This is a genomic window from Thermomonas mangrovi (genome assembly GCF_028201335.1).
GTDB classification, from domain to species: Bacteria; Pseudomonadota; Gammaproteobacteria; order Xanthomonadales; family Xanthomonadaceae; genus Thermomonas; species Thermomonas mangrovi.
The window spans coordinates 350,942-376,717 of sequence record NZ_JAPEVV010000002.1 but is presented as its reverse complement, the minus strand read 5'-3'; the positions used below and the strand labels follow the sequence as shown (position 1 = coordinate 376,717).

The following is a 25,776-nucleotide window of genomic DNA, read 5'->3' as shown; positions in this document are numbered from 1 at the left end:
ACCCCACCGGTTCATCGATGCAGGGACGCTTCGCAATGACGACATGGCTGGTCACCGGCGGCGCCGGTTTCATCGGCGGCAATTTCGTGCTCGATGCCGTGGGTCGCGGCATCAAGGTCGTGAACCTCGACGCGCTGACGTATGCCGGCAACCGCGACACGCTGGCGTCGCTGGACGGCGACGCCAACCACGTGTTCGTGCATGGCGACATCGGCGACCGCGCGCTGGTCGCGCGCCTGCTGGCCGAGCACCGCCCGGATGCGGTGGTGAACTTCGCCGCCGAGAGCCACGTCGATCGCTCGATCGACGGCCCCGCCGCCTTCATCCAGACCAACGTGGTCGGCACGCTGGCCCTGCTGGAAGCCGTGCGCGACCACTGGAAGTCGCTCGAAGGCGAGACGCGGCAGGCGTTCCGGTTCCTGCACGTGTCCACCGACGAGGTCTACGGCAGCCTCGGCGAGACCGGCAAGTTCACCGAGGACACGCCATACGCGCCGAACTCGCCGTACTCGGCGTCGAAGGCGGCGTCGGACCACCTGGTCCGCGCGTTCCACCACACCTACGGCCTGCCCACGCTGACCACCAACTGCAGCAACAACTACGGGCCGTACCACTTCCCGGAGAAGCTCATCCCCCTGGTGATCGCCAAGGCGCTGGCCGGCGAGCCGCTGCCGGTCTACGGCGACGGCAGGCAGGTGCGCGACTGGCTGTTCGTCAGCGACCACTGCGCGGCGATCCGCACGGTGCTGGCCAAGGGCCGGGTTGGCGAGACCTACAACGTCGGCGGCAATGCCGAGATGCAGAACATCGAGGTCGTGCACGCGATCTGCGCGCTCCTCGACCAGCGCCGCCCGCGCGAGGACGGCCTGCCGCGCGCGTCGCAGGTGACCCATGTCGCCGACCGCCCGGGCCACGATCGCCGCTACGCGATCGATGCCAGCAAGCTGCGCGACGAACTGGGCTGGGAGCCGGCCTATACCTTCGAGCGCGGCATCGCCGAGACCGTGGACTGGTACCTCGCGCACCAGGACTGGGTGCAGCGCGTGCTCGACGGCAGCTACAGGCTCGAGCGCATCGGGGTCGCGGCATGAACCCGCTGGCGAGCGGGCGCAAGGGCATCATCCTAGCCGGCGGATCGGGCACGCGGCTGTATCCGATCACCAAGGCGATCAGCAAGCAGCTGCTGCCGGTCTACGACAAGCCGATGGTGTACTACCCGCTGAGCGTGCTGATGCTCGCCGGCATCCGCGAGGTGCTGGTGATCAACACCCCGCACGAGCAGGCGCTGTTCCAGCACCTGCTGGGGGACGGGTCGCAGTGGGGCATGCGCATCGAGTACGCCGCCCAGCCCAGTCCGGACGGCCTGGCGCAGGCGCTGCTGATCGGCCGCGAGTTCCTCGCCGGCGGCCCGAGTTGCCTGGTGCTGGGCGACAACATCTTCCACGGCCATGGCCTCACCGAGCTGCTGCAGCGCGCCGATGCGCGCGAACAGGGCGCTACCGTGTTCGGCTACTGGGTCCGCGACCCGGAACGCTACGGCGTGGCCGAGTTCGATGGGTCGGGCAGGGTGGTTGGCCTGGAGGAAAAGCCGGCGGCGCCGAAGTCCCACTACGCCGTCACCGGCCTGTATTTCTACGACGGCCGTGCCAGCGATTTCGCGGCGGGCTTGAAGCCCTCGCCGCGCGGGGAGCTTGAGATCACCGATCTCAATCGCTGTTACCTCGAGGCCGACGCGCTGCACCTGGAGAAGATGGGGCGCGGTTACGCGTGGCTCGACACCGGCACGCACGAATCGCTGGTCGAGGCCTCCAGCTTCATCGAGACCATCGAGAAGCGGCAGGGCCTGCGGGTCAGCTGCCCGGAGGAGATCGCCTACTTCAACGGCTGGATCGACGCCGACCAGCTGCGTGAGCTGGCCCGCCCCCTCGCCAAGAACGGCTACGGGCAGTACCTGCTCGGCCTGCTGGAACACGGGCGCGTCGCATGAAGGTCATCGACACCGGCCTGCCGGGCTGCGTGGTGATCGAACCGGCCGTGTTCGGCGATGAGCGCGGCTATTTCTACGAGGGCTGGAATGCGGCGCGCTTCGGCGCGCTTGGCCTGCCCACCGCCTTCGCGCAGCACAACGTCTCGCGCTCGCGGCGTGGCGTGCTGCGCGGCCTGCATTACCAATGGCCGGGCAATGCGCAGGGCAAGTTGGTCAGCGTGCTGGAGGGCGAGGTCTACGACGTCGCGGTCGACATCCGCCGGGGATCGCCGACCTTCGGCCGCCACGCGGCGGCGATCCTTAGCGCCGGCAACAAGCGCCACTTCTGGATCCCGGAAGGCTTCGCGCACGGTTTCGTGGTGCTGAGCGAGGAGGCGGTGTTCACCTACCTGTGCACCGCGCCCTACGACCGCGACAGCGACAATTCGCTGCGGTGGGACGACCCGCAACTGGCGATCGACTGGCCGCTCGCCGAGGTCTCGCTGTCCGGGAAGGATGCCGTCGCGCCATTGCTGGCGGACATGCCGGCCGAGCGGTTGCCGCTGTTCGTCGCATGAAGCTGCTGTTGCTGGGCGGGAACGGGCAGGTCGGCCGCGAACTGCGGCGCAGCCTGGCCCCCTTGGGCGAGCTGGCGGTCGCCACGCGCGAGGGCGGCGCTGGCGATGCGGCGGCGGATTTCGATGCGCCGGAATCGCTGGCGGCACTGGTCGCAGGCAGCGCCCCGGACGTGGTGGTGAATGCCGCGGCCTACACCGCCGTCGACCAGGCGGAGACCGACCGCGAGGCGGCGTTCCGGGTGAATGCCGAGGCGCCGGCTGCGCTCGCGCGCGCCTGCGCCGAGTGCGGTGCGCTGCTGGTCCATTACTCGACCGACTACGTGTTCGACGGCAACGCGACCCGCCCCTATCGCGAGGACGACCCGACCGCGCCGCTCGGCGTGTACGGCGAGAGCAAGCTCGCGGGCGAAGCGGCGATCCGCGACAGCGGCGCGCGCCACGCGATCCTGCGCACGGCCTGGGTATACGCCGCGCACGGCCGCAATTTCCTGCGCACGATGCTGCGCCTCGCGGGCGAACGCGACGCGCTGCGCGTGGTCGCCGACCAGGTCGGTGCGCCGACGCCGGCGTCGTGGATCGCCGATGCGACGGCGGCGATGCTGCGGCGGGACATCGATGGCGCGGGCACCTGGCACGTGGTCGCCGACGGCGAGACCAGCTGGCATGGGTTCGCCAGCGCGATCATGCGTGAGGCCGTGGCGGCCGGCTTGCTGGCGCGCGCGCCCAGCGTCCTGCCGATCGGCACTGCCGACTATCCGACGCCGGCGCGGCGTCCCGCCTACTCGGTGCTCGACACCGCACGCCTGCAGCGCGATTTCGGCCTGCTGCCGCCCGGCTGGGAAGCCGGACTGCGCGCCACCCTGCGCGAACTCGCCAGCGCCTAGGTCGCGGCGGACCCGCCCGCGACCAGCCGGCGCTTGAGCCGCAATGCCGGGCGTTCGATCGCGAACCACGACATCGCCGCCAGGCCGCCGGCCAGCAGGGTGGCCCACAGCGTGTTGTGCCAAGGGCCGCCGGGCGCGACGCTTTGCACCAGTTGCGCCGCCGGCCATCCGTACAGGTACAGGCCGTAGGACAGGTCGGTCTCGCGGATACGCGGCAGCGCGGGCGCCAGGCCCAGCCACAGCGTGCCGTAGCAGGCGAGCAGGAAATACGCGGGCACGAACGCCGGCGTGCCGCGCGTGGCCGCAGCCAGCGCCAGCAGCCCGAGCAGCGGCCACGGCGACAACCGCACGCGGTCGCGCAGCACCCAGAGCAGGGTGCCGGTGATGAAGAACGCGGTGCACCAGGTGTAGTTGGCCAGGTGCTCCGGCAGCGGGCGGCGCAGCAGCACGAAGGCGCAGGCGGCGCCCATCGCCAGTGCCCATGCCGGCACGTAGCGGCGCGGCGCCAGCATGCCGAGCAGGCTCGCGCCCAGCAGCGCGAGGTACAGCCGCGCTTCCACCGGCAGCGTCCACAACGAGCCGTTGATCGCTGCGTTCGGCAGGCCCTCGAAGACGCCGGGCAGGAAGTAGCGGCTCGACCACAGGCTGGCGTTGACCCAGAGGTAGTCCCAGGTCAGCGGACTGCGCCAGTAGCCGGGGTCGGTGGTCAGCAAGGGGCCGAGCACCAGCACGCTCAGTCCCACGCAGGCCACGAGCGCGGGCAGGATGCGCAGCGCGCGTGCGAGCAGGTAGCCGCGCGCGCTGTTGCGTTCCAGGCTGGCGGCGATCAGGAAGCCGCTGATCACGAAGAACATGTCGACCGCGAGCGCGCCGGCGAACTTGATGCCGGTCAGGGTGGCCACGAGGTCGCCGCCCGCGCTGCCGGTGATCGCCCAGGCGTGCCCGTGGATCACCAGCCACGCGGCGACCAGTCGGATCAGGTTGAAGTTGTTGCGGCCCGTCGCCCAGGCGTCGCCCAGCGTCGGCCCAGCCGAAATCGTCGTCATGGGCCTGCGTGGCGCCAATGCCAGGGCTCATGGACGATCCCGTGCGGGTTGTCGCGCGGGTAGCTCATGGTGAAGCCATGCGCGCCGGCATGCGCCTGCAGCCATGCGAAGGCCGGCGTCCGTTCGAAGCTGTCCTCGGCCGGCGGTTCGCCCGGGGTGCCGATGTCGAGCGCGAGGCCGCCGTGGTGTTCGCTGAAGCCGGGCGCTGCGTTGACCGCGAGGATGTCCTCGAGCGCGAGTCCGCGCGCCAACTTGCGTTCGAAGATGCCGAGCTGGTAGTCGTGGCTGCGGTAGCCGGAAATCGCCTCCAGCACCACGCCGTCCCCCGCGGCGGCCTGGCGCATGGCATGCCAGGCACGCATGGCCGTGGGGTGCAGCCACAGCGGCCGGCGCCAGCGGTCGTGGCCGGCGAAGGCCAGCCAGTCGGGTTCGGCCACCAGCGCCAGCCCGGTGCGCGCGGCATAGGCGTCGGCCTCCAGCCCGAGGCCGTGCAGGCGCTCGCCGATGCGGGCCAGCGGCAGCGCTGCCGGCATCGCGCGAGCACTGCCGCGTGGCGATGGGCGGTCGAGCACGTCCAGCGCCGCCTCCAGTCCGGACTCGCGCGCCAGGCGCGGGACCAGCGGCTGCAGGCCTTCCGCGAGCTCCGCGGCGAGGAAGCGCCCATCGCGCTTGCGTCGCAACACCCAGCGCGCGCGCGCCAACGTCCGCGCATCCGCGCTGCCGCGCGGGCGCAGCAAGCTGGCCGGCCACAGTTCGATGGCCTCGGTATTGCGCAGCGAGAGCTGGCGGGGCGACAAGGCGGTGCGGGGCATCGGCGCAGCTTAGCCGGCCGCCAGCGGGCAGGTCACCTCATGCCGCGTGCAACGCGTCCAGCAGGGCCTGCGGCTTCTCCGGACTCACCAGGATCAATTTGCCGTTGCGTTGCGGCAGCAGCACGGCCCGGGGCTGCGCGGTGAGCAGGCAGAACGCGCGGCTGCGGTTGCGCAGGATGCAGGTGCCCACGGTGAGTCCCGGGAAGCTGAAGCCGAACAGCCGCAACATCGGCTTGTACTCGGTGTGTTCATCGAGGTCGAGGACCCGGGCCTTGTCGAGCGCCAGCTCGCGGATCGGTACCTTGCGCGCGAACAGCAACGCCCCGGCGACCAACAGCGTGTCGCCCTCGATGCTGACCTGCCTGTGCGCGAGCATCGATAGCAGGCCGGCAGGCAACAACGCCGTCGCGAACAGCACCACGACCCACCACGGCACCGGGTTCGCGGGTGATTGCACGTGCGTTCCGCCGAGGAAGGCGACCAGCAGCAGCACGACCCACAGCCCGAGCAGGGCAGGCCACGTCCACGGTGCCAACGGCCCGAGCGGGAAATCGCGCCTGGAAGCGACGGATTTCATCGTCAATGCGCCTTGATCCAGGCGGCCACGTCGTCGATCAGCGTGGCATCGACATGGCCGGGCTGCTGGTACTCGGCCAGGCTGCCTTCGCCCTCGCCGGCGATCCCGAGGTGGTTGAGTTTTTCGTACAGCTTGAAGCTGACCTTGTCGTCGGCATGGAACGCGCCGCGCCAGCGTCCCCAGTCGGCATCCACCACCTGGATGTCGCGCGCGCCCTGCAGCACCAGCATCGGCAGGGCGACCGACGCGGCATCGGCCACCGGGTCGACCGCGTCGATGCTGCGCCAGTAGCCGGCGGGCTGGCCGAGCAGGGTGCGGGTGGCGATGTCGGTGGCGGGGTCGCGCGTTTGCCGTACCTGCGCGGTGAGCTGCGCGATGGCATCGCGTTCGGCATCGCTGGTCTTGCCGTCGTCCAGCACCGCGAGCCGGCGATTCTGTTCGATGACGATGTCGAGCAGCGAGCGCGCGGGCGCCGCCATCAGCACCAGGCCGGCGACGTGGCCGGACACCGAGGCGATCCGCGGCGCCATCATCCCGCCCTGGCTGTGGCCCAGCACGAAGATCCGGTTCGGGTCGATGCCCGTGGTCTTGCGCAGCGCGTCGACCGCGAGGACCGCGTCATTGGTGGTTTCGTCGTCGACGCCGAAGGTGCCGCCGGTGAACTCCTGCGGGCGCGCCTTGGTCCGCTTCTCGTAGCGCAGCACCGCGATGCCCTGCGCCGCCAGCCCGCGGGCGATGTCGAGGAAGGGCTTGTTGGGGCCGATGGTCTCGTCGCGATCCTGCGGGCCGGAGCCGTGCACCAGCACCACCGAGGGGAACGGGCCCTCGCCCTTGGGCATCGCCAGGGTGCCGGGCAGGGCGCGATCGCCTTCGCCGACCGCCATGTCGCGCTCGACATAGGCGGCGTCCTCGGCGACCGGCGCGGCGACCACGGGGGCCGGCGCCGGCTGCACCTGGAAGCCGACGATCCGGCCATCGCTCCCGACCGCGATCCGCCCCAGCAGCGCGGCCTTCTCGTACTGCAGCGGGATCTCCACCAGCGTTCCGCCGCCACCGGCGGTCGCCTTCGCGGTGCCGCGCCCGGTCGCCTTGCCGGCCTGCGCGGGCAGCGACTCCCACACGGCCTTCAGCTTGTCCGCCGGCACCGCGGCCGCCATCTCGGGCGAGAACATCGCTTCGGCGTCCGTGAAGGCGCCGGCATCGAGCCGGTCGAGCAGGCGGGTCGCGGTCGCGACGGGGTCGGGCGTCGCGGCGTCCTGCGCCATTGCGCGGCCAGAGAGCAGCAGGCCCAATCCCAGCGCCAGCAACAACCCGGAACCCAGCAGCAGGCGCAGGACGATGGACGACGCGCGCGCGCGGCCATGACGGCGTTCGATCATGTGGATGATGTGCAGCATGGGTGTCCCTCCGGGGATCTCGTGGCGTGCGCGGTCAGGCCGGCTTCTTGAAATACAGGATGGTTTGCGCAGCGACCTGGGTGACGGACACCAGTTCCCACCCCAACTGTCCCAGCGGGGCGACCAGTTCCTCGATCTTCTTCGGCTTGATGCCCATCCACTGGGTGACCTCGACCACCTTGTATTGCCAACGCGTGTTCATGGGCTGTCTTCTCCATCGATGCGCTTCTTCGGCGCCAGGCGGCCGGCCTTGCGCAGCGCGTCGCGCAGCACGTACTCGATCTGCGCGTTGAGGCTGCGGAGTTCATCGTCGGCCCAGCGCTGCGCCGCCGCCAGCACGTCGGCGTTGATGCGCAGCGGGTAGGCCTTCTTCTCGTTCACGGTCGCGCCGGGCTCAGTACAGCGAGCCGGTGTTGACGATCGGCTGGGTGCTGCGCTCGCCGCAGAGCACGACCAGCAGGTTGCTGACCATCTGCGCCTTGCGCTCCTCGTCCAGCTGCACCACGCCGTTCTTCTGCAACTCGGCCAGGGCCATCTCGACCATGCCGACGGCGCCGGCCACGATCCGCGTGCGCGCCGCGATGATCGCGTTCGCCTGCTGGCGCTGGAGCATCGCCTGCGCGATCTCCGGCGCATAGGCGAGGTGGCTGATGCGCGCGTCGAGCACCGCGATGCCGGCGTCGGCCAGGCGTTCCTGCAGTTCCTGCTTGAGGTGCTCGCCGACTTCGCTGGCGTGGCTGCGCAGCGCGAGCTGGCCGTCCTCGTGCTGGTCGTAGGGATAGCTGGTGGCCATCGCGCGCAGGGCGGACTCGGCCTGGATGTGCACGAAGCTTTCGTAGTCGTCGACGTTGTAGACGGCCTCGGAGGCATCGACCACCTGCCACACGATCACCGAGGCGATCTCGATCGGGCTGCCGTCGAGCTCGTTGACCTTGAGCTTGCCGCTTTCGAAGTTGCGCACGCGCTGGCTGACCTTCTTCTTCGCGAAGAACGGGTTGTTCCAGCGCAGGCCATTCTCCTTGACCGTGCCGACGTACTTGCCGAACAGGCTGAGCACGGCGGACTGGTTAGGCTCGACCATGTACAGGCCGGCCATGCAGAAGGCGGACACGGAGGCCAGCAGCAATCCGCCGATCAGGTTGGGGACGGAACCGGCTTGGAGGCCGCCGGCGATGGCGAGCCAGGCGCCGGCGGCGACGGCCGCGAGCATCGCAAGCAGCATCGGGATGCCGGGGAGGGAGGATTTCAGGGACTCTTTCATGGCGGGTCTCGACTCGGCGCCGGGAGCGGCGTGGGAGTTTGATATCAATTTGATATCAATCAATCAATCGAATCCCGACGAACGGTCGACGCCGGTCCGCTCAGCGCGCGGGGCTGAGGTAGAAGATCGGCGCCGGGTTGAACTCGCCGGTCGCGTACAGGCCCGCGCCACCGGTGGTCCAGGCGAGTGCCTCGGCCTGCGGGATCAGCGGCACGTCATGCGCCTCGGGCTTGGCGGCCACGGCCTCGCGCCAGTCCTGGCCCGGTTCGCGTCGATAGAACAGCACGCTGCCGTAGGTCAGCACCGCCAGGGTCCGGCCATCCGGCGACAGGTCGGCGGCGGTCACCTGCGGGGACAGCCGGGCCAGCTTGGGCTCGTTGCGCTGCAGGCCGGGATCCGCCTCGGGGACGCCGGCCAGGCGGCCGATCCGCCGCGGTTCCTGCACCTCGCGGCCGGGATCCGCCAGCGGCAGCACGAACAACTCCGGCGGCTTGCGCTTCTTGGACACCAGCAGCACCTTGCCCGCGCGGGCATCGACCGCGACCGCCTCGACGTCGCGCGGACCATCCGGCCAGCGTGCGCGGATCGTCCACGCCGGCTGCAAGGTGCTGTTCGCGAGCGTGGGCGGCTCCTCGAACACGTGCAGCGCGATGTCGCGGCGCAGGCCGCCGTTGTCGCCGGTGTCGGCGACCAGCAGGTAATGGCGGCCCCCTAGGTCGAAGCTGGCCAGGTCCTCCCAGTCGATGTTCTTCGCCCCGCGCACATCGAAGCGCGCGAGCAGCCGGCCCCGCGCGCTGATCGCGTACAGGCGCGCCGGATTGCCGCTGTCATTGATCGCCCACAGCGTGCCGGGGTGCGCGCGCGAGGCCGCCAAGCCGCTGATCTCGTCCAGTTGCTTGCTGGTGACGAGGCCGGACAGGCGCGCGAACGGCAGGGTGGGCGCGCTGCAGCCGGCCAGGCCCACCACCAGTACGGTGGCGGCCAGCGCGCATCGCATCGGGGCGGGGCGGATCGGCATCCGCGGAGGATGGCACGCCGCCCCGTCGCGCGGACAGTCCGCGAAGGCCTGCAGCGCGGGTCGGTAGAATCGCCGCTTCCCAACGCACCATCCCTGCGCCCATGCACGCTTCCGTCGAGATCGGCACGCCCCTGTCCCCGCACGCGCTGCGCGTGCTCCTGCTCGGCGCCGGCGAACTCGGCAAGGAAGTGGCGATCGAGCTGCAGCGATACGGGGTGGAGGTGATCGCCGCCGACCGTTATGCCGACGCCCCGGCGATGCAGGTCGCGCATCGCAGCCACGTGCTGGACATGCTCGATGGCGATGCGATCCGCGCGCTGGTGGCGCGCGAGCGTCCGCACCTGGTGGTGCCCGAGATCGAGGCGATCCGCACGCAGACGCTGGTGGCGCTGGAAGCCGAAGGCGCGGCGCGGGTGATCCCGACCGCGCGCGCGGCATGGCTGACGATGGATCGCGAGGGTATCCGCCGGCTTGCCGCGGAAACGCTGGGTCTGCCCACCTCGCCCTACCGCTTCGTGGACACCCGCGAGGAGTATCGCGCCGCGGTCGCCGCGCTCGGCCTCCCCTGCGTGGTCAAGCCGGTGATGTCGTCTTCCGGCCATGGCCAGTCGCTGGTGCGCGACGCCGACGGGATCGACGCCGCCTGGGACCACGCGCAGACCGGCGGGCGCGCCGGCGCCGGGCGGGCGATCGTGGAGGGCTTCATCGACTTCGACTACGAGATCACCCTGCTCACCGTGCGCCATGCCGGCGGCACCAGTTTCTGCGCGCCGGTCGGCCACCTGCAGCGCGACGGCGATTACCGCGAGAGCTGGCAGCCGCAGTCGATGTCGCCGCTGGCCCTGCAGCGGGCGCAGGCCATCGCGCGCGCCGTCACCGGCGACCTCGGCGGCTGGGGCCTGTTCGGCGTGGAGCTGTTCGTGAAGGGCGACATGGTCTGGTTCAGCGAGGTCAGCCCGCGCCCGCACGACACCGGCCTCGTCACCCTGGCGTCGCAGGAGCTCAGCGAGTTCGCCCTGCATGCGCGCGCGATCCTCGGGCTGCCGGTGCACGCCGACGAAAACGGCTGGATCGCGCACACCGGGCCGTCGGCGTCATGCGCGGTGCTGGCGCACGGGCATGGCGTGCCGGTGTTCGGCGGTGTCGAGGCCGCGCTGGCGCACCCGGCCACGCAGCTGCGCCTGTTCGGCAAGCCGCGGGTGGCCGGGCACCGGCGGGTGGCGGTGACGCTGGCCCGTGGCGACGACGTCGCGCAGGCGCGGGCGATCGCCCGCGATGCCGCCGCGGCGTTGACGGTCGAACTGCGCGATCCGTGACATGCTGCGGCGATGAACGAACCCACCGGATACGCCGTGTTCTTCTTCCCGCCCGCGCTCGAGGCGCTGGGCGATGCGATCAAGCCCTACCTGCAGGACGGCCCGGCCGGCCCGCACGTGCCCTGCCGCGAAGTCGACACTGCCGGTGCGTTCATCGAACTCACCCTCGAAGGCCGCACGCCGGATGGCCGTGAAGTCGAGCTGGAGCTGATGGTGCCCGGCAACATGGTGCGGATGATCGTGTCGGCGCGCAGCGACCACGGTTTCGGCTTCGCCACGCGCAGCCGCCCGATGCTGGAGCCGGGCATGCAGGACGCCGCCCCGGCGGAGGCGCCGGTCGCCGCGAAGCTTGGCGCATGACGCAGCGCGTTCGGGTTGCTGAATGGCGTGTGGAAGATTTCCATTGCGGGCATCGCCACCCGCAACCACCATCGATCCGTCTGCCAGGGTAGGCAGGCTGGATGTGACCCCGGGCGGGCGCCGAAAGGATGTCGGCGCCCGTATTACTTTGGGACGCCGCGCGGACCGCCGGTGTCGACGTGCTGCCTACCAGCGCTTCGGCAGCTTGCCGACGATGGTCATCCGATGCCGCGAGTCCTTCACGATGAGCCCGCCGCGGACCAGGTCGCGCAGCACGTGGTTGACCATCTCGCGGCTGGCGCCGATGCGGTTGGCGATTTCCTGCTGGGTGAGTTCCGGCGGCACGCGCAGGCCCTCGGGGGCGGTGGTCGCCGATTCCTCCAGCAGCGCCACGGTGCGCTCGTAGACGCCGTCGAGCGCCAGGCTGCGCGCCTTGCGCGTGACCGAACGCAAGCGCGCAATCAGCAGCTTGACCAGGGCTTCGGCGAAATCCGGCTCGCTGCGCAGCAGGGACTGGATCGCCTCGCCATCGACCATCCGGCATTCGACCTCGCCGACGGCCTTCACCGAGGCCGATCGCTTGCCGCCGTCCAGGAACAGCTCGCCGACGATGTCGCCGGGCCCGAGCACGTTGAACACCATCTCGCGGCCGTTCGCGTTGCGCGAATAGACCTTCAGCTGGCCCTTCAGCAGCACGTACAGGCAGTCGGATGGATCGCCCTCGCGGAACAGGATGTCGCCGTCGCCGTAATGACGCGGTTCGGCGTCGCGGGCGATGTGGTCGAGGACCTCGCGGGGGAGTCGGTGCTCGGGTTCTTCCATGTCGTCTTGCCGGGATCCATGCGCAGGCGCGCGCTCCCGCGATCATCGCATCGCAATATCCCCTGAATGATGTGCAAAATTCACATCGCGGCCGGGTCGATCGCCGAATCGCGTACCCCGTCGTGTTTCAGCGGGCCGGGCCCGCGAGCAACGGCCGCCATCCGTGGCCGTCGAACCCCTCCAACGGGCGGAAGCGGCGCTTGTAATCCATCTTCGCGTGGCCCGCGATCCAGTAGCCGAGGTAGAGGTGCGCGCGCCCGTCGCGGCGGGCCCATTCCAGTTGGCGGAGGATCGCCAGCGTGCCCAGCCCGCGCGCGCCGGCATCGGGGTCGTAGCAGGTATAGACCGCCGAGAGCGCGTCCGGCACCACGTCGGTGACCGCCAGCGCGAGCAGGCGATGGCTGCCGTCCTCGCGCAGTTCGAGGAAGCGTCCGTCGTTCCAGCGCCCCACCAGGAACTGCTCGAACTCGAGCGCGCCGTGGTCGTCCATGCCGCCGTCGGGGTGCCGGCGGGTCAGGTACTTGCGGTACAGCGCGAGGTGTTCGTCGGTGCGCACCGGGGCGACGATGCGGGCGTGCACGTCGGCGTTGCGCGCCAGGCAGCGCCGCTGGCTGCGATCCGGCGCGAAGGCAGCGACCGGGATGCGCACCGCAGTGCAGGCCTGGCAGCCGGGGCAGCTCGGCCGGTAGAGGATGTCGCCCGAGCGACGGAAGCCCCAGGACAGCGCGAGCGGGTACAGCGCCGGCAGTCGCGGGTCGCGCGGATCGAGGACCAGGTCGCGCGCCTCGCGGTCTTCCCAGTATCCGCAGGGGTGCACGCCGCTGCGGAACATGCGCACGTTGTCGGCATCGCCCTGCATGCGGCCAGCATAGCGCCGCGCGTTCAGCCGGGAGCGGGCCGCGCCTGTCAACCGAAGCGCCGCCACCGCGTTTCCATCTGCAAGTCCGGCACGGGCCGGAAGGAGAGAAGCGCAATGAAGAAGCTCCATCTGCTGGCGGCCGCGGTGACCGTGGCGCTGGCCTCCACCCTCGCCGTCGCCCAGACCACGCCGTCCGCGGGCCACGCGCGCCCCGACGCGAATGGCGATGGCGTCATCGATCGCAGCGAGGCTGCTGCGTTCCCCAAGCTCGCCGGCCGCTTCGACCAGCTCGACAAGGACAAGGACGGCAAGTTGACCGCGGCCGAGCGCCCGCAGCAGGGCCGCGGGATGCATGGGGGCCGCCAGGGCGGCGAGCGCGGCGCCAGGTTGAAGGCGCTGGACACCGACAAGGATGGCCGCATCAGCCGCGTCGAGGCCCAGGCTGCGAAGGGGCAGATGGCGGGCCGCTTCGACGAGATGGATGCCAACCGCGACGGCTACCTGGACCGCAGCGACATGCAGGCGCGGATGACTGCGCGTCGCGCAGAGTTCTTCACTGGCGCGGATGCCAACCGCGATGGCCGCCTGACCCGCGACGAATTCGTGGTGGAGCAGGGCGCGCGCAGCGCAGAGCGTCGCGCGCACATGGCGGAGCGGGCGAAGGCCGCGGGCCGGCAGGGCCAGCAGGGCCAGGTGCGCCAGCCGCCGACCGAGGCCGAGCGCCTCGAGCGCGCCGGCAAGGCGTTCGAGCGCATGGACGCGAACAAGGACGGCACGGTGAGCAAGGCCGAATTCGATGCCTTCAAGCCGATGCACAAGGGGCGCGGGATGCGCCAGCCGCGCGGCTGATCCAGCCTGCCACGTGGACCGAAGGCGCCCGGCCATGCCGGGCGTTTTCGTGTGCGTGATCGCTCAGCGCGTGCGCAGGATCCGCCAGCGGGTGCCGTCGCGCTCGACGTCGAGGACGCGTGGCGCGGCGCCATCGACCTGCACGCGCACGCTGCCGCTGCCGCTGCCGTCGGTCATGTACTCGGATACCGCGACCCGCCGTGCGGGCTGCGCCTGGCAGGCGGACATCGCCGCCAGCGTGGTGCCGACCGTGGCGAAGTCCTGCAACAGCGCGGCGGACGGGTCCTGGCCGTCGACTTCGACGCAGGCGCGGGCGGGCGGCGGCGTGCCGAGCGCCTGCTCGATGACCAAGCGCGCCAGCGCGGTTGGCACGTCGGCGCTATAGGTCTCCAGCACCTCGATCGGTTGCGGCACCAGCGGCGGCGCGGGTGATGCGGCAGGCGTCGCCGCCTGCGGCGCGGGCGCCGGCGAACGGGTGGCGAACACCATTGCGCCGATGAAGATCGCGATCAGCGCCAGCAGCCCGAGCTTGATCCGCATCGTGCGCGGGGCTTGGCCCGCGGTCGCGCCGGCCTTGGCATCGTGCACGGAGGACAGCGGCAGGTAGCTGCCTTCGCCGCGCGAGCTTTCGAGCAAGCCGGCATCGCGCAACAGCGCCCGGCCGCGCGGCTGGTCCTCGGCGCGCACGATCCACACCGCCGGCTGCGGGCCGGTGTCCTCGCGCTCGCGGTAGCTGAAGCTGCTGCGGCGGTTGCCGCGGTAGGAGCGGCCCTCGGTGATCCGCACCTCGATGCCTTCGGCGCGCAGCAGGTCCGCCACCGCCTCCACGTTCTCCAGCCGCGGGCTGGTGAAGACCTGCCTCATGCCGGCACCTGCGATGGCGCGACCCGGATCAGGCCTTCCTGCGCGGTGCTGGCCACCAGCCGGCCGGCACGGTCGAAGACCAGGCCGCGGGCCATCCCGCGCGCACCCTGCGCGCTCGGGCTGTCGAGGCTGTACAGCAGCCATTCGTCGGCGCGGAAGGGGCGATGGAACCACAGGGCATGGTCGAGCGAGGCCATCGCCACGTTCGGTTGGTAGTAGCTGATGCCGTGCGGGAAGGTCGCGGTGCCGAGCAGGTGGAAGTCGCTGGCGTAGGCGAGCAGGGCGCGATGCAGCTCCGGCGCGTCGCCCACCGGCGAACTGAGGCGGAACCAGACCTGCTGGTAGGGCGGGCGCTTCGGCGGGTGCAGCTCGTCGCGTGGATACACGTGGCGGAACTCGAACGGCCCCTGCCGGTCCAGCCAGCGCTGCACCTTGGTCGGCAGCAGGGCCAGCTTCTCCGGCGGGATCGCAGGCGCCGGTTCCAGGTCCTCGGGGCGCGGCACTTCCGGCATCGACAGCTGGTGCTCGGCGCCGGCCTCGGCTTCCTGGAACGACGCCGCGCAGAAGAAGATCACCTTGCCGTGCTGGATCGCGCTGACCCGGCGCACGGAGAAGCTGCCGCCATCGCGGGTGCGGTCGACGTCGTAGACGATCGGGTGCTCGATGTCGCCGGCGCGCAGGAAGTAGGCGTGCAGCGAGTGCGCGGCGCGCGGGGCGTCGGTTTCCACGGTGGCCTGCGCGGCGGTGAGCGCCTGCCCGAGCACCTGGCCGCCGAACACGTACTTGGTGCCGATGTCGCGGCTCTGCCCGCGGAACAGGTTGTCCTCCAGCCGCTCCAGCGAGAGCAGGCCGACCAGCTCGTCGGCTTCGGAGGCGGGGGCGTGGACGGGCGCGTTCGGCATGCGGGCGCAGGGTCGGAGCGGGGCGCGCAGTATACCGGCGCCCCCGCAGCGGCCCGTCCCGCGGGGCGGCTTCAGCCGCCGGGGCAGGCCTTGTCCCAGGCGACCTTGCCCGGCATGCGCAGGAAGGCCTCGAACGGGCCCATCACGCCCATCGCTTCCATCTTCGGCCCGGTGAACTGCAGGCGCCCGAACATCATCGCCTTCATCGGGCCGTAGTCGCCGTCGCCCATTTCCTTCCAGCGCCCGGTGGTCGCGTGCATCGTGTAATCGACCGCATGGTCGAGCTTGGCATGGGTGATCGGGCCGCCATGGCGACAGACCGCCTTGCCGTTCTCCTTCACGATCACCAGCTCGGTGGCGGTGGCGAGGCCGCAGTCCGTGCGGTACAGGTGGATCGCCTTGTAGCCGCGGCCCTTGTCGTTGCCGATCCACTTCGCGAGGCCGTTGGTTAGCGTCGGATTCTGGTTCCAGGCGGTGCAGGCCTGCTGGGTCCATTCTGCCGACATCAGCGGCGATGCCGCGAAGGCGGGGGCAGGGGCGAGGGCGAGCAACACGACGGGTGCGACGAAGGTGCGACGCGACATGGACGGCTCCGGATGCCATACGGGGTGTGGTATCGAGCCTTGCACGCGCGCTCTGAAACGGCATCTGGCGATGCAGCATCAGCGATCGCTGAACTAAATGGACCGCGATCCCCTCGCGGCCGCCCCCTCAGCCGCCGCTTGCGGCCCAAATGCGCTGCAGCGGCACGGCCGCCAGCAGCGCCGGCCACGGGAACAGCGGGCCCGGGTCGCGCTTGCGCCGCACCCGCAGCGCGGGGTCGTCGCTGGCCTCGACCTCGTCCAGGTCCAGGTCCTCGTGTCCTGCAACCTGCGCCAACCCAGGCAGGCGCGCGCGCAGGTCGTGCAACAGCGCGACCAGGGCCAGGAGCTGGGCCTCGGTGTAGGGCTCGTCCATCGCCTGGTGGCGGGAGTCCAGCCAGTCGGGGAAGCGCCCGGTGTTGACCAGCTCGATGCCGACGCTGCGCGGGTTCCAGCCGCGGGTGTGGTGGGCGATGCGCGCGACCGGCACGTATTCGACGACCGTGCCGTCGCGGTCGATGTAGTAATGCCCGCTGTTGCCGGTGCCGCTGGCGTAGTGCACGCGCTCGCCGTAAGCCCGCGCGGTGGCGAGGTCGGGCAGCTCGGTGCAGTGCAGGACCACGGTGTCGATGGCGGCCGGGTCGCGCGCCGCCAGCGCGTCCACGTAGGGCAGGGGCTGCAGGTGGATGGCGGGCCGCGGCATGCGGCGATGCTAGCATTCGCGGATGAAGCAACCGCCCGCCGAATCCGAGCTTGGACGCCTGTTCGCGCAGTTCCCGCGCGCGGGCCGGGTCGACTGGATCGGCCTGCGGCCGGCGCGCGACGTGCCGATGCGCGAGGTCGAATCCGCCGATGCACAGGTCGGCGGCGGCCTGCAGGGCGACCGCTACGCGGGCGGCAGCGGCAAGCGCGGGATCACCCTGATCCAGGCCGAACACCTGCCGGCGATCGCGGCGCTCTCGGGGCATGACGACATCGCACCGGCGACCCTGCGCCGCAACCTCGTGGTCTCCGGGATCCCCCTGGCGGCCCTGCGCGGGCGACGCTTCCGCATCGGCGACGTGCTCCTGGAAGGCACCGACGCCTGCGACCCGTGCTCGCGCATGGAGGCCGCGCTCGGACCCGGCGGCTACAACGCGATGCGCGGGATGGGCGGCTTGTGCGCGCGCATCCTCGAGGGCGGCACGCTGCGGCGCGGCGACGCGGTGCTCGGCGAATGAAGGGCCACTGCATCCTGTCGCACGGCTTCGAGAGCGGGCCCGACGCCACCAAGGTCACCGCGCTGGCCGAAGTCGCCGAACGCCTGGGCTGGACCCACGAGCGGCCGGACTACACCGACCTCGACGGCAAGCGCGAGGTCAGTCCGTTCGGTGACGTGCTGGCGCGCTTGCAGCGCCTGCAACAGCGCGCGCAGGACGCTGCCACGCATGGCCCGGTGGTGCTGGCGGGTTCCAGCCTGGGCGCATGGATTTCGGCGCGGGTGTCGCTGGCCGTGCCGCTGCGCGGCCTGTTCCTGATGGCACCGCCGATCCACATGGGGCCGGCACCCACGCTGGATGCCGCCGCGGTGCCGATCTCGATCATCCACGGCTGGCACGATGCACTGATCCCCGCTGCGACGGTGGTCGAATGGGGCGGCGCGCGCAACGCGACCCTGCTGCTGGTCGACGACGGCCACCGGCTCGAGCGCCATGTCGAGGCCAGTGCGCGCGCCTTCGCGGCGCTGCTGGGCGCGCTCTGAGCGATGAAGTTCTTCGTCTCCTGCGGCAAGGGCCTGGAATACCTGCTCGCCGACGAGCTGGTCGCGCTCGGCTGCGCGCGCGCCACCGCCGCGATCGCCGGCGTCAACGTCGAGGGCACGCTGCAGGACGCGCAGCGCGCCGTGCTGTGGTCGCGCCTGGCCAGCCGCATCCTGTGGCCGATCGCCGAATTCGACTGCGCGGACGAACATGCGCTGTACGCCGGCGCGGCCGCGATCGACTGGCAGGCGCATCTCTCGCCCGCGCACACCCTCGCCATCGACGCGCATGTGTCGGGCAGCGGCATCACCCACGCGCGCTACGCCGCGCAGCGGGTCAAGGACGCCATCGTCGACACCCTGCGCGCCAGCACCGGCCAGCGGCCCGACGTCGACGTCGAGGCACCCGATGTGCGCATCAACCTGGTCGTGCGCAAGGCGCGCGCGATCCTGTCGATCGACCTCGCCGGCGGGCCGATGCACCGGCGCGGCTGGCGCCGCGCGCAGGGCGAGGCGCCGCTGAAGGAAAACGTGGCGGCCGCGGTCTTGCTGCGCGGCGGCTGGCCGCAGGCGCATGCCGACGGTGGCGATCTGCTGGACCCGATGTGCGGCAGCGGTACCTTGCTGATCGAGGGCGCGCTGATGGCCGCGGACGTCGCCCCGGGGCTGCGCCGGCATGGGGACGCACCACCGACGCGCTGGCACGGGTTCGATGCGGGGGCGTGGCGCGGGTTGCGGGTGGAGGCGATCGAACGCGAGGCGCGTGGACTCGCGGCGTTGCGGCCGTGCCTGCACGGGCGCGACCTCGACCCGCACGCGATCCGCGCCGCGCGCGAGAACGCGCGCGTGGCCGGCGTCGAGACCGCGATCGCGTTCGAGGTCGGCGACATCGCCGCGCTGCCGCCGATGGCCAACGCGCACGGCGTGGTCGCCTGCAATCCGCCGTACGACGCCCGCCTGGCCGCCGATCCCGCGCTGTACCGCGCGCTGGGCGATGCGCTGAAGGCGTCGGCCCCCGGCTGGCGCGCCAGCCTGCTGTGCGGCGACTTCGAGCTGGCCCGCGCCACCGGGCTGCGGGCGCAGAAGCGCTACCAGGTGTTCAACGGCCCGATCGAGTGCAGCCTGATCGTCTGCGATCCGATCGCGCCCCCGCAGCGCGACGCCGCGGTCGCCCGCGAATTGCCGGAGGGCGCGCGGATGGTCGCCAACCGGCTGCGCAAGAACCTCGACAAGCTCGCGCGCTGGCGGCAGCAGGAACAGGTGGCGTGCTTCCGCGCCTACGACGCGGACATCCCCGAGTACGCCTGCGCGGTCGACGCGTACACCACGCTCGCGGGCGACACCTGGCTGCACGTGCAGGAGTACGCCGCGCCCGCCGACATCCCAGAAGCGACCACCCGCAAGCGGCTGAACGACCTGCTGCTGGCGGTGCGCGAGGTGTTCGCGGTGCCACGGGAGCGGGTGGCGGTGAAGACCCGCAGCACCGGCAAGGGCGGCTCGAAGTACGGGCACTTCGACCATCGCGGCGAATTCCTGCTGGTCGAGGAAGGCGCGGCGAAGCTGCAGGTCAACCTGTTCGACTACCTCGACACCGGGCTGTTCCTCGACCATCGCCCGTTGCGCGCGCGGATGGCGCTGGAATCGCGCGGTCGGCATTTCCTCAACCTGTTCTGCTATACCGGCGTGGCCACGGTGCAGGCCGCGGTGCAGGGCGCCGCGCAGACCACCAGCGTCGACCTGTCGGCGACCTACCTCGAGTGGCTGGCCGACAACCTGCGCGAGAACGGCATCGGCGGCACCCGCCACCGCATCGCCCAGGCCGATGCCCTGAAGTGGCTGGAAGCCGACCACGGCGCCTACGACGTGGTGTTCTGCGATCCGCCGACCTTCTCCAATTCCAAGCGCGCCGACGACTTCGACGTGCAGCGCGACCACGTGCGCCTGCTGCGCGCGGCGGTGGCGCGGCTGGCGCCCGGCGGCGTCCTCTACTTCAGCAACAACTTCCGCAGATTCCGCCTGGACGAGGCGGCGATCGCGGCGTTCGCGCAGGTCGAGGACATCAGCGCGTCGACCATCCCGCCGGACTTCGCGCGCAACCCGCGCATCCACCGCGCGTGGCGGATCGTCGCGCGCTGAGCGGCACCGGCCTCAGGCCGACAGGCGCCGCTCGCGGCGGTGCATCAGGATCCCGGCGACCACCACGCCGAGCCCGACCACGGTGACGATCAGCGTGGCCAACGCGTTGATCTCCGGCGTCACCCCCAGCTTGACCTTGGAATAGATCAGCATCGGCAGGGTGCTCGCGCCCGGCCCGGAGGTGAAGCTGGCGATCACCAGGTCGTCCAGCGACAGGGTGAAGGCCAGCAGCCAGCCCGTCAGCAGCGCCGGCGCGACCAGCGGCAGGGTGATCAGGAAGAACACGCGCCAGGGCCGCGCGCCGAGGTCCATCGCGGCCTCTTCCAGGCTGTCGTCGAGCGAGGCCATGCGCGAGCGCACCACCACGGTGACGTAGCAGGCGGTCAGGGTGACGTGCGCGATCATGATCGTGGACATGCCGCGCTCCGGCCAGCCCAGCGCCTGTTGCAGCGACACGAACAGCAGTAGCGAGGAGAGCCCCAGCATTACGTCGGGCATGACCATCGGCGCGGAGTTCATCAGGCTCAGCAGGCCGCGTCCCGGGAAGCGACCGAAGCGCGACAGCGCCAGCCCGCTGGCGGTGCCGAGGACGGTGGCGAAGCTCGCGGCCAGCGCGGCGATGGTCAGGCTGCGCCCCAGTGCTTCCATGATCTGTTCGTTGGCGAACAGCGACGCGTACCAGCGGGTGGAGAAGCCGCCCCAGACCGTGGCCATCCGCGAGGCGCTGAACGAATACACCGCCACCGAGAGGATCGGCACGTACAGGAAGGCGTAGCCCAGCGCCATCACCGCCCACAGCCCCCAGTTGCGCCGGTTCATGCGCGGCCCTCGCGGCGTTCGCGGCGGTTCTCGACGTACTCGAACACCAGGGTGGGGATCACCAGCAGGAGCAGCATCGCCACCGCCACCGCGGCCGCCAGCGGCCAGTCGCGGTTGGTGAAGAACTCGGTCCACAGCACGCGGCCGATGGTCAGCGCGTCGGGGCCGCCGAGGATGTCGGGGATCACGAACTCGCCGACCGCGGGGATGAACACCAGCAGGGCGCCGGCGATGATGCCCGGCATCGACAGCGGCAGGGTCACCCGCAGGAACGCCTGCCACGGGCGCGCGCCGAGGTCGGCGGCGGCCTCCAGCAACTTGAAGTCCAGCCGCATCAGGGTCGCGGTCAGCGGCAGGATCATGAAGGGCAGGTAGTTGTAGACGATGCCGATGTACACCGCGAGGTCGGTGTGCAGGATCGCGCTGCCGGGTTCGACCAGCCCGACCGCGGCGAGCGCCTGCGAGATCAGGCCGTTCGCCTTGAGCATGCCGATCATCGCGTAGGTGCGCAGCAGCGAACTGGTCCAGAACGGCAGGATCACCAGCACCAGCAGCAGCATCCGCCAGACCGGCCGCGCGCGGGCGATCCCGTAGGCGATCGGGTAGCCCAGCAACAGGCAGAAGAGGGTGGACACGCTGGCGAACAGCAGCGACTTCAGGTACGCGCCGACGTACAGCGGATCCTGCAGCAGCAGGGCATAGCTGCTGGCGTGCAGCTTCAGGCTGGCGGCGCCGTCGGCGTTGCGCTCGACCAGCGGCGTGTACGGCGGTGACTGCCCGAACACGGCTTCGGCGAAGCTGATCTTCAGCACGATCAGGAACGGCACCGCGAAGAACAGCAGCAGCCACAGCATCGGCAGCGCGGTGACCAGGAACCGCCCGCGCCGCGTGCGGAACTCGCGGCCGACCGCGCGGAACCAGCCGAACAGGTTGCGGACGACGTCGTTCCAGAACGACCAGGCGCCGCCGGGCGCGGCCGCGCTCATGTGCTCAGCACCACCGCGCCGCTGGCGGGCCAGCTCAGCCACAGCGTCTCGCCCCAGTCGTAGTGCGGCTCCGAGCTGCGCTCGACATGGGTTTCCTGCACCCGCACCACCGCGCCGGATTCGGTTTCCACGTGGTAGATCGAGACGTCGCCCAGGTAGGCGATGTCGCGGACCTTGCCGACCGCCACGTTGTCCGCCCGTGGCGGCGCCTCGTGCACGTCGATCTTCTCCGGGCGCACCGCCACGCTCACCGCGGTGCCTTCCGGCAGCGGGTCGGCGTGGCGCGCGTGCAGCACGCCACCCTCGACCGCGGCGCAGGCGATCCGCGCGATCCGCTGGTCGGCGTCGTGGCCGAGCACGCGCCCCTCGAACAGGTTGATGCCGCCGATGAACTCGGCGACGAAGCGGGTCGAAGGGTATTCGTACAGCGCCGCCGGGGTGGACACCTGGACGATGCGGCCGGCATCCATCACCGCGATCCGGCTGGACATCGTCATCGCCTCCTCCTGGTCGTGGGTGACCATCACGAAGGTGGTGCCGACCCGCTCCTGGATGTTGACCAGTTCGAACTGGGTACGTTCGCGCAGGCGCTTGTCGAGCGCGCCCAGCGGCTCGTCCAGCAGCAGCAGCTTGGGCTGCTTGGCCAGCGCGCGGGCCAGCGCGACGCGCTGGCGCTGGCCGCCGGACAGCTGGTCGGGCTTGCGGTTGCCGAGTTGCGGCATCTGCACCAGCTCCAGCATCTGCTGCACGCAATCGCGGAGCTCGCCGGCGGCCATGCCGTCCTGCTTGAGCCCGAACGCGATGTTCTGCGCCACCGTCATGTGCGGGAACAGCGCATAGCTCTGGAACATCATGTTCACCGGCCGCGCGTACGGCGGCATCGCGGTGACGTCGACGCCGTCGATCAGCACGCGCCCGCGGTCCGGGGTCTCGAAGCCGGCCAGGATCCGCAGCAGCGTGCTCTTGCCGGAGCCCGACCCGCCGAGCAGGGCGAAGAACTCGCCGCGGTACACGTCGAGGCTGATGTCGTCGCAGGCGTAGACCTTGCCGAAGGTCTTGGTGACGTTCTCGACGCGCAGGAAGGGCTTGGCCGCGGGATCCTTCCAGGGTTCCAGCGGCGCCCCGTGGCGGACGGGCTCGGCCATGCTCAGCGGCCGCTCTTGATCGCGGTCCAGGCGCGCACGCGCTGGCGCTGCACGGCCTCCGGCAACGACTTCGGGTCGACCAGCTTGGCCAGCACGTCGGCCGGCGGGTAGATGCCCGGGTCCTCGGCGATGTCCCTGGACACCAGCGCGGTGGCGTCCTTGTTCGGGTTGGCGTAGCCCACCGCATCGGTGATCGCGGCGGTGACCTTGGGATCGAGGATGTAGTCGATGAAGGCCATCGCGTTCTGCGGATGCCTGGCGTCCTTCGGGATCGCCATCACGTCGACCCAGCGGATCGCGCCTTCCTTCGGGATCACGTAGCGGATGTCGGGCACCGGCTTGCCGGCGGCCTCGGCCGCCTCGGCGGCGGCATCCGCGGCGCCGAGCACGTCGCCGGAGTAGCCCATCACCACGCAGGCATCGCCGTTGGCCAGCGCATCCTTGTACTCGGCGTTGTTGAAGGTGCGGATGTAGGGACGGATCGCCGCGTACACCTGCTTCACGGTCTCGATCTCGTCGGCGGCGCCGGCGTTCGGGTCCTGGCCCTTCCAGATCAGTGCGGCGCCGAAGGCCTCCTGGTCGTCGTCGAGCACGGTGATGCCGCACTTCGCCAGCTTGGCGGCGTTGGCGGGGTCGAACAGCAGGCTCCACGAGTCGATCGGCGCGGCATCGCCCAGCGCGGCCTTGACCTTGTCGACGTTGATGCCGAGGCCGGTGGTGCCCCACATGTAGGGCACGACGTGCGCATTGCCGGGGTCGATGTCCTGCAGGCCCTGCAGGATCGCGGGATCGAGGTGCGACAGGTTGGGCAGCTTCGCCTTGTCCAGCCCCATGTACAGGCCGCCCTTGACCTGGCGCTGCGCGAACGGGCGCGCCGAGGGGAAGACCACGTCATAGCCGCTGCTGCCGGCGGTGAGCTTGGTCTCCAGCGTCTCGTTCTCCGAATAGACGTCGTAATTGACCTTGATTCCGGTCGCCTTCTCGAAGTTGGCGATGGTGTCCTCGGCCACGTAGTCGGACCAGTTGTAGACGTTGAGCACCTTCTCTTCCGGGCCTGCCGGGGCTTTGGCCGCGGTCGGGTCGGAGGCGGGCTTGCCGCCGCAGGCGGACAGCAGGAGCAGGGCGCAGGCGAGCGGGGCGAGGCGCAGGGTCACGGCGGTCTCCAGGGGATCGATGGCGGGATGGTACGCCGCCCCGCACGGGGACTGGGGCGGCCGGGGCGGCATCCCTGTATCGTACGCGCCGAATCCCCGCCTGATGGAGCCTCCATGCGCGCCCCGCTGTCCCTGATCGCCCTGGCCCTGGCCAGCCTGCTCTCGACCCCGGCCCTGGCCCAGGACGCGCCCGCGGGCGATGCCGCCGAAGACACCCCGACCTGGGACGTGGCCGGCAGCATCGCGGTCACCAGCGACTATGTCTGGCGCGGCGTCTCGCAGACCCAGGGCAACCCGGCGCTGCAGTTCGACCTCAACGTCACCCATGCCAGCGGCTTCTACGTGGGGGCGTGGGCATCGAACGTCGACTTCACCGCCCCCGGCGACGAGGACGATGGCATCTACGTCGAATTCGACCCCTACATCGGCTGGTCGGGCGCGCTCGCCGGCAATGCCGAGCTGGACGTGTTCCTCACCCGCGTGTCCTACCCGGGCCACCGCGACGGCTTCGACTACGCCTACACCGAGCTCGAGGGCAAGCTGACCTTCGCCGAGAAGTTCTACGTCGGCGCGGCCTACTCGCCGGACATCTTCAACCTCGGCGGCCACGGCATCTACATGAACGCAGGCGTCTCCCTGCCATTGGGAGACACCGGCTTCGACGTCACCGCGCAGCTCGGCCACTACAACCTCAACGATGCCGCCGGCGACAGCTACAACGACTACCTGCTGGGCATCGGCCGCAACTTCGGCCCGCTGCGCGCCGACCTGCAGTACACCGATACCTCGAGCTACGGCGAGGCGCTCAGCGATGCGCTGGACGATGCGAGCCAGGCCGATGGTCAGGTTGCACTGATGCTGACCTGGGAGTTCTGAGCCGCGCGTCGCGCCGCCACCGGTCGGCACGCCGCAACGAAAAGGCCGCGCATCTGCGCGGCCTTTTCGCATCCGGGGGAGCGCGCGCTCAGCCGTTGCCGACCACGTCCGGACGGTCCGGCCCCAGCCACTTGTAGGCCACGCCGCCGAGCAGGCCACCGAGGATCGGGGCCAGCCAGAACAGCCACAGCTGGGCGACCGGCGCGCCGCCGACCATGAGCGCGACGCCGGTCGAGCGGGCCGGGTTCACCGAGGTGTTGGTGACCGGGATGCTGATCAGGTGGATCAGGGTCAGGCCGAGGCCGATCGCGATCGGCGCAAAGCCGGCCGGTGCGTTGCGGTGGGTCGCGCCCATGATGATGACCAGGAACATTGCGGTCATCACCACTTCGCACAGGAACGCGGCCGCCATGCTGTAGCCGCCCGGCGAGTGGGTGCCGAAACCGTTGGTGGCGAAGGCGCCGGCGCTGGCGGGATCGATCGCGAAACCGGGCGCGCCGCCCGCGACCTGCAGCAGGATCCAGCCGGCGAACACGGCGCCGAGCACCTGCGAGACGATGTAGGGCAGCAGGTCCCTGGCGGGGAAGCGACCGCCGGCCCACAGCCCGAAGCTCACCGCCGGGTTGAAGTGCCCGCCCGAGACATGGCCCAACGCGTAAGCGCCGGTCAGCACGGTCAGGCCGAACGCCAGCGACACCCCCAGCAGGCCGATCCCCAGCGGATTGCCGTCGCCCCCGAAATTGGCGGCCAGCACCGCGCTGCCGCAACCTCCCAACACCAGCCAGAACGTGCCGATGAACTCGGCAGCGAGTTTCTTCGTCATCGCGATC

30 protein-coding genes and 1 pseudogene are annotated in these 25,776 nt (G+C 70.8%); 12 read left to right on the top strand and 19 right to left on the bottom strand.

Annotated features, from left to right (window positions below):
* The first annotated feature begins 35 nt into the window (after window positions 1-35).
* Genes rfbB through rfbD form a run of 4 tightly spaced genes read left to right on the top strand, consistent with a single transcriptional unit; the run spans window position 36 to window position 3,428 of the window.
* Window positions 36-1,091: a dTDP-glucose 4,6-dehydratase gene (gene rfbB, locus ON759_RS05500; RefSeq protein WP_271679352.1), complete on the top strand. Its 1,056-nt coding sequence runs from the start codon at window positions 36-38 to the stop codon at window positions 1,089-1,091.
* Window positions 1,088-1,987, top strand: coding sequence for a glucose-1-phosphate thymidylyltransferase RfbA (rfbA, locus tag ON759_RS05495; RefSeq protein ID WP_271679351.1), 900 nt, complete (start codon window positions 1,088-1,090; stop codon window positions 1,985-1,987). Before rfbB ends, rfbA begins: the two co-directional genes overlap by 4 nt.
* Entirely contained in the window at window positions 1,984-2,544 is a 561-nt protein-coding gene (rfbC, locus tag ON759_RS05490; RefSeq protein WP_271679350.1) for a dTDP-4-dehydrorhamnose 3,5-epimerase, read from the top strand. The genes rfbA and rfbC overlap by 4 nt, the downstream gene beginning before the upstream one ends.
* Complete coding sequence (gene rfbD / locus ON759_RS05485) at window positions 2,541-3,428, top strand: dTDP-4-dehydrorhamnose reductase (protein WP_271679349.1); 888 nt, start codon at window positions 2,541-2,543, stop codon at window positions 3,426-3,428. Before rfbC ends, rfbD begins: the two co-directional genes overlap by 4 nt.
* On the opposite strand, the gene ON759_RS05480 is transcribed toward rfbD, so the two are convergent.
* The 8 genes from ON759_RS05480 to ON759_RS05445 all read right to left on the bottom strand — a co-directional run bounded on the left by ON759_RS05480 (window position 3,425) and on the right by ON759_RS05445 (window position 9,539).
* Window positions 3,425-4,474 (bottom strand): acyltransferase family protein, encoded by a 1,050-nt coding sequence (locus tag ON759_RS05480; RefSeq protein ID WP_271679348.1) that lies wholly within the window; start codon window positions 4,472-4,474, stop codon window positions 3,425-3,427. The two genes, rfbD and ON759_RS05480, sit on opposite strands and share 4 nt — an antisense overlap.
* Window positions 4,471-5,286: a M15 family metallopeptidase gene (locus ON759_RS05475; protein WP_271679347.1), complete on the bottom strand. Its 816-nt coding sequence runs from the start codon at window positions 5,284-5,286 to the stop codon at window positions 4,471-4,473. The genes ON759_RS05480 and ON759_RS05475 overlap by 4 nt, the downstream gene beginning before the upstream one ends.
* A gap of 37 nt (window positions 5,287-5,323) precedes the next feature.
* Window positions 5,324-5,863, bottom strand: a complete 540-nt coding sequence (locus tag ON759_RS05470; protein ID WP_271679346.1) for a PH domain-containing protein — start codon at window positions 5,861-5,863, stop codon at window positions 5,324-5,326.
* A 2-nt stretch (window positions 5,864-5,865) separates the two neighbouring features.
* Window positions 5,866-7,260: an alpha/beta hydrolase gene (locus tag ON759_RS05465; RefSeq protein WP_271679345.1), complete on the bottom strand. Its 1,395-nt coding sequence runs from the start codon at window positions 7,258-7,260 to the stop codon at window positions 5,866-5,868.
* A 34-nt stretch (window positions 7,261-7,294) separates the two neighbouring features.
* Window positions 7,295-7,462, bottom strand: a complete 168-nt coding sequence (locus ON759_RS05460; protein ID WP_271679344.1) for a DUF4177 domain-containing protein — start codon at window positions 7,460-7,462, stop codon at window positions 7,295-7,297.
* Entirely contained in the window at window positions 7,459-7,641 is a 183-nt protein-coding gene (locus ON759_RS05455) for a type II toxin-antitoxin system antitoxin (RefSeq protein WP_271679343.1), read from the bottom strand. The genes ON759_RS05460 and ON759_RS05455 overlap by 4 nt, the downstream gene beginning before the upstream one ends.
* A gap of 13 nt (window positions 7,642-7,654) precedes the next feature.
* Window positions 7,655-8,521: an SPFH domain-containing protein gene (locus ON759_RS05450; protein ID WP_271679342.1), complete on the bottom strand. Its 867-nt coding sequence runs from the start codon at window positions 8,519-8,521 to the stop codon at window positions 7,655-7,657.
* Between the two features lie 100 nt (window positions 8,522-8,621).
* Window positions 8,622-9,539: an SdiA-regulated/phytase-like domain-containing protein gene (locus ON759_RS05445; RefSeq protein WP_271679341.1), complete on the bottom strand. Its 918-nt coding sequence runs from the start codon at window positions 9,537-9,539 to the stop codon at window positions 8,622-8,624.
* Between the two features lie 101 nt (window positions 9,540-9,640).
* Between ON759_RS05445 and purT the strand changes: the two genes are divergently transcribed.
* Together purT and ON759_RS05435 are read left to right on the top strand one after the other, a co-directional pair.
* On the top strand, window positions 9,641-10,855 hold the full coding sequence (gene purT / locus ON759_RS05440) for a formate-dependent phosphoribosylglycinamide formyltransferase (protein ID WP_271679340.1): 1,215 nt from the start codon (window positions 9,641-9,643) through the stop codon (window positions 10,853-10,855).
* Between the two features lie 12 nt (window positions 10,856-10,867).
* Window positions 10,868-11,215 carry a hypothetical protein gene (locus tag ON759_RS05435; RefSeq protein WP_271679339.1) on the top strand — a complete coding sequence of 116 codons (348 nt, stop codon included), beginning with the start codon at window positions 10,868-10,870 and terminating at the stop codon, window positions 11,213-11,215.
* A gap of 186 nt (window positions 11,216-11,401) precedes the next feature.
* On the opposite strand, the gene ON759_RS05430 is transcribed toward ON759_RS05435, so the two are convergent.
* A complete protein-coding gene (locus ON759_RS05430; protein ID WP_271679338.1) occupies window positions 11,402-12,037 on the bottom strand; it encodes a Crp/Fnr family transcriptional regulator in 636 nt (211 codons plus the stop codon).
* Between the two features lie 127 nt (window positions 12,038-12,164).
* Window positions 12,165-13,025 carry an arginyltransferase gene (locus ON759_RS05425; RefSeq protein ID WP_425608453.1) on the bottom strand — a complete coding sequence of 287 codons (861 nt, stop codon included), beginning with the start codon at window positions 13,023-13,025 and terminating at the stop codon, window positions 12,165-12,167.
* On the opposite strand from ON759_RS05425, the pseudogene ON759_RS05420 reads away from it, so the two are divergent.
* Together ON759_RS05420 and ON759_RS14010 are read left to right on the top strand one after the other, a co-directional pair.
* Window positions 13,011-13,609: pseudogene (locus ON759_RS05420) on the top strand (EF-hand domain-containing protein); the annotation flags it as partial. The gene ON759_RS05425 and the pseudogene ON759_RS05420 sit on opposite strands and share 15 nt — an antisense overlap.
* Window positions 13,542-13,745, top strand: coding sequence for an EF-hand domain-containing protein (locus tag ON759_RS14010; protein WP_374381216.1), 204 nt, complete (start codon window positions 13,542-13,544; stop codon window positions 13,743-13,745). The pseudogene ON759_RS05420 and the gene ON759_RS14010, both read left to right, overlap by 68 nt.
* 63 nt (window positions 13,746-13,808) lie before the next feature.
* On the opposite strand, the gene ON759_RS05415 is transcribed toward ON759_RS14010, so the two are convergent.
* The 4 genes from ON759_RS05415 to ON759_RS05400 all read right to left on the bottom strand — a co-directional run bounded on the left by ON759_RS05415 (window position 13,809) and on the right by ON759_RS05400 (window position 16,795).
* Complete coding sequence (locus ON759_RS05415) at window positions 13,809-14,609, bottom strand: hypothetical protein (protein WP_271679335.1); 801 nt, start codon at window positions 14,607-14,609, stop codon at window positions 13,809-13,811.
* Window positions 14,606-15,511 (bottom strand): acyl-CoA thioesterase, encoded by a 906-nt coding sequence (locus ON759_RS05410; RefSeq protein ID WP_271679334.1) that lies wholly within the window; start codon window positions 15,509-15,511, stop codon window positions 14,606-14,608. Before ON759_RS05410 ends, ON759_RS05415 begins: the two co-directional genes overlap by 4 nt.
* Before the next feature lie 71 nt (window positions 15,512-15,582).
* The gene (locus ON759_RS05405) at window positions 15,583-16,095 is read right to left on the bottom strand and encodes an SCP2 sterol-binding domain-containing protein (protein ID WP_271679333.1); all 513 of its coding nucleotides are present in this window, start codon (window positions 16,093-16,095) and stop codon (window positions 15,583-15,585) included.
* A 127-nt stretch (window positions 16,096-16,222) separates the two neighbouring features.
* On the bottom strand, window positions 16,223-16,795 hold the full coding sequence (locus tag ON759_RS05400) for an N-acetylmuramoyl-L-alanine amidase (protein WP_271679332.1): 573 nt from the start codon (window positions 16,793-16,795) through the stop codon (window positions 16,223-16,225).
* A 22-nt stretch (window positions 16,796-16,817) separates the two neighbouring features.
* Between ON759_RS05400 and ON759_RS05395 the strand changes: the two genes are divergently transcribed.
* The 3 genes from ON759_RS05395 to rlmKL are packed head-to-tail and all read left to right on the top strand — an operon-like array spanning window position 16,818 to window position 19,966.
* Entirely contained in the window at window positions 16,818-17,312 is a 495-nt protein-coding gene (locus ON759_RS05395; RefSeq protein WP_271679331.1) for an MOSC domain-containing protein, read from the top strand.
* Window positions 17,309-17,833, top strand: a complete 525-nt coding sequence (locus ON759_RS05390) for an alpha/beta hydrolase (RefSeq protein WP_271679330.1) — start codon at window positions 17,309-17,311, stop codon at window positions 17,831-17,833. The genes ON759_RS05395 and ON759_RS05390 overlap by 4 nt, the downstream gene beginning before the upstream one ends.
* 3 nt (window positions 17,834-17,836) lie before the next feature.
* Window positions 17,837-19,966: a bifunctional 23S rRNA (guanine(2069)-N(7))-methyltransferase RlmK/23S rRNA (guanine(2445)-N(2))-methyltransferase RlmL gene (rlmKL, locus tag ON759_RS05385; protein ID WP_271679329.1), complete on the top strand. Its 2,130-nt coding sequence runs from the start codon at window positions 17,837-17,839 to the stop codon at window positions 19,964-19,966.
* Between the two features lie 12 nt (window positions 19,967-19,978).
* On the opposite strand, the gene ON759_RS05380 is transcribed toward rlmKL, so the two are convergent.
* The 4 genes from ON759_RS05380 to ON759_RS05365 form a co-directional block, all read right to left on the bottom strand.
* Window positions 19,979-20,785 (bottom strand): ABC transporter permease subunit, encoded by an 807-nt coding sequence (locus tag ON759_RS05380; RefSeq protein ID WP_271679328.1) that lies wholly within the window; start codon window positions 20,783-20,785, stop codon window positions 19,979-19,981.
* Window positions 20,782-21,639: an ABC transporter permease subunit gene (locus ON759_RS05375; RefSeq protein ID WP_271679570.1), complete on the bottom strand. Its 858-nt coding sequence runs from the start codon at window positions 21,637-21,639 to the stop codon at window positions 20,782-20,784. Before ON759_RS05375 ends, ON759_RS05380 begins: the two co-directional genes overlap by 4 nt.
* Before the next feature lie 128 nt (window positions 21,640-21,767).
* Entirely contained in the window at window positions 21,768-22,916 is a 1,149-nt protein-coding gene (locus ON759_RS05370) for an ABC transporter ATP-binding protein (RefSeq protein ID WP_271679327.1), read from the bottom strand.
* A 2-nt stretch (window positions 22,917-22,918) separates the two neighbouring features.
* Entirely contained in the window at window positions 22,919-24,070 is a 1,152-nt protein-coding gene (locus ON759_RS05365; RefSeq protein WP_271679326.1) for a polyamine ABC transporter substrate-binding protein, read from the bottom strand.
* A gap of 114 nt (window positions 24,071-24,184) precedes the next feature.
* Here ON759_RS05365 and ON759_RS05360 point away from each other — a divergent pair, with 114 nt between their 5' ends.
* Entirely contained in the window at window positions 24,185-24,946 is a 762-nt protein-coding gene (locus ON759_RS05360) for a TorF family putative porin (protein WP_271679325.1), read from the top strand.
* A gap of 88 nt (window positions 24,947-25,034) precedes the next feature.
* On the opposite strand, the gene aqpZ is transcribed toward ON759_RS05360, so the two are convergent.
* Window positions 25,035-25,775, bottom strand: a complete 741-nt coding sequence (gene aqpZ, locus ON759_RS05355; protein ID WP_271679569.1) for an aquaporin Z — start codon at window positions 25,773-25,775, stop codon at window positions 25,035-25,037.
* Window position 25,776 lies beyond the last annotated feature (1 nt).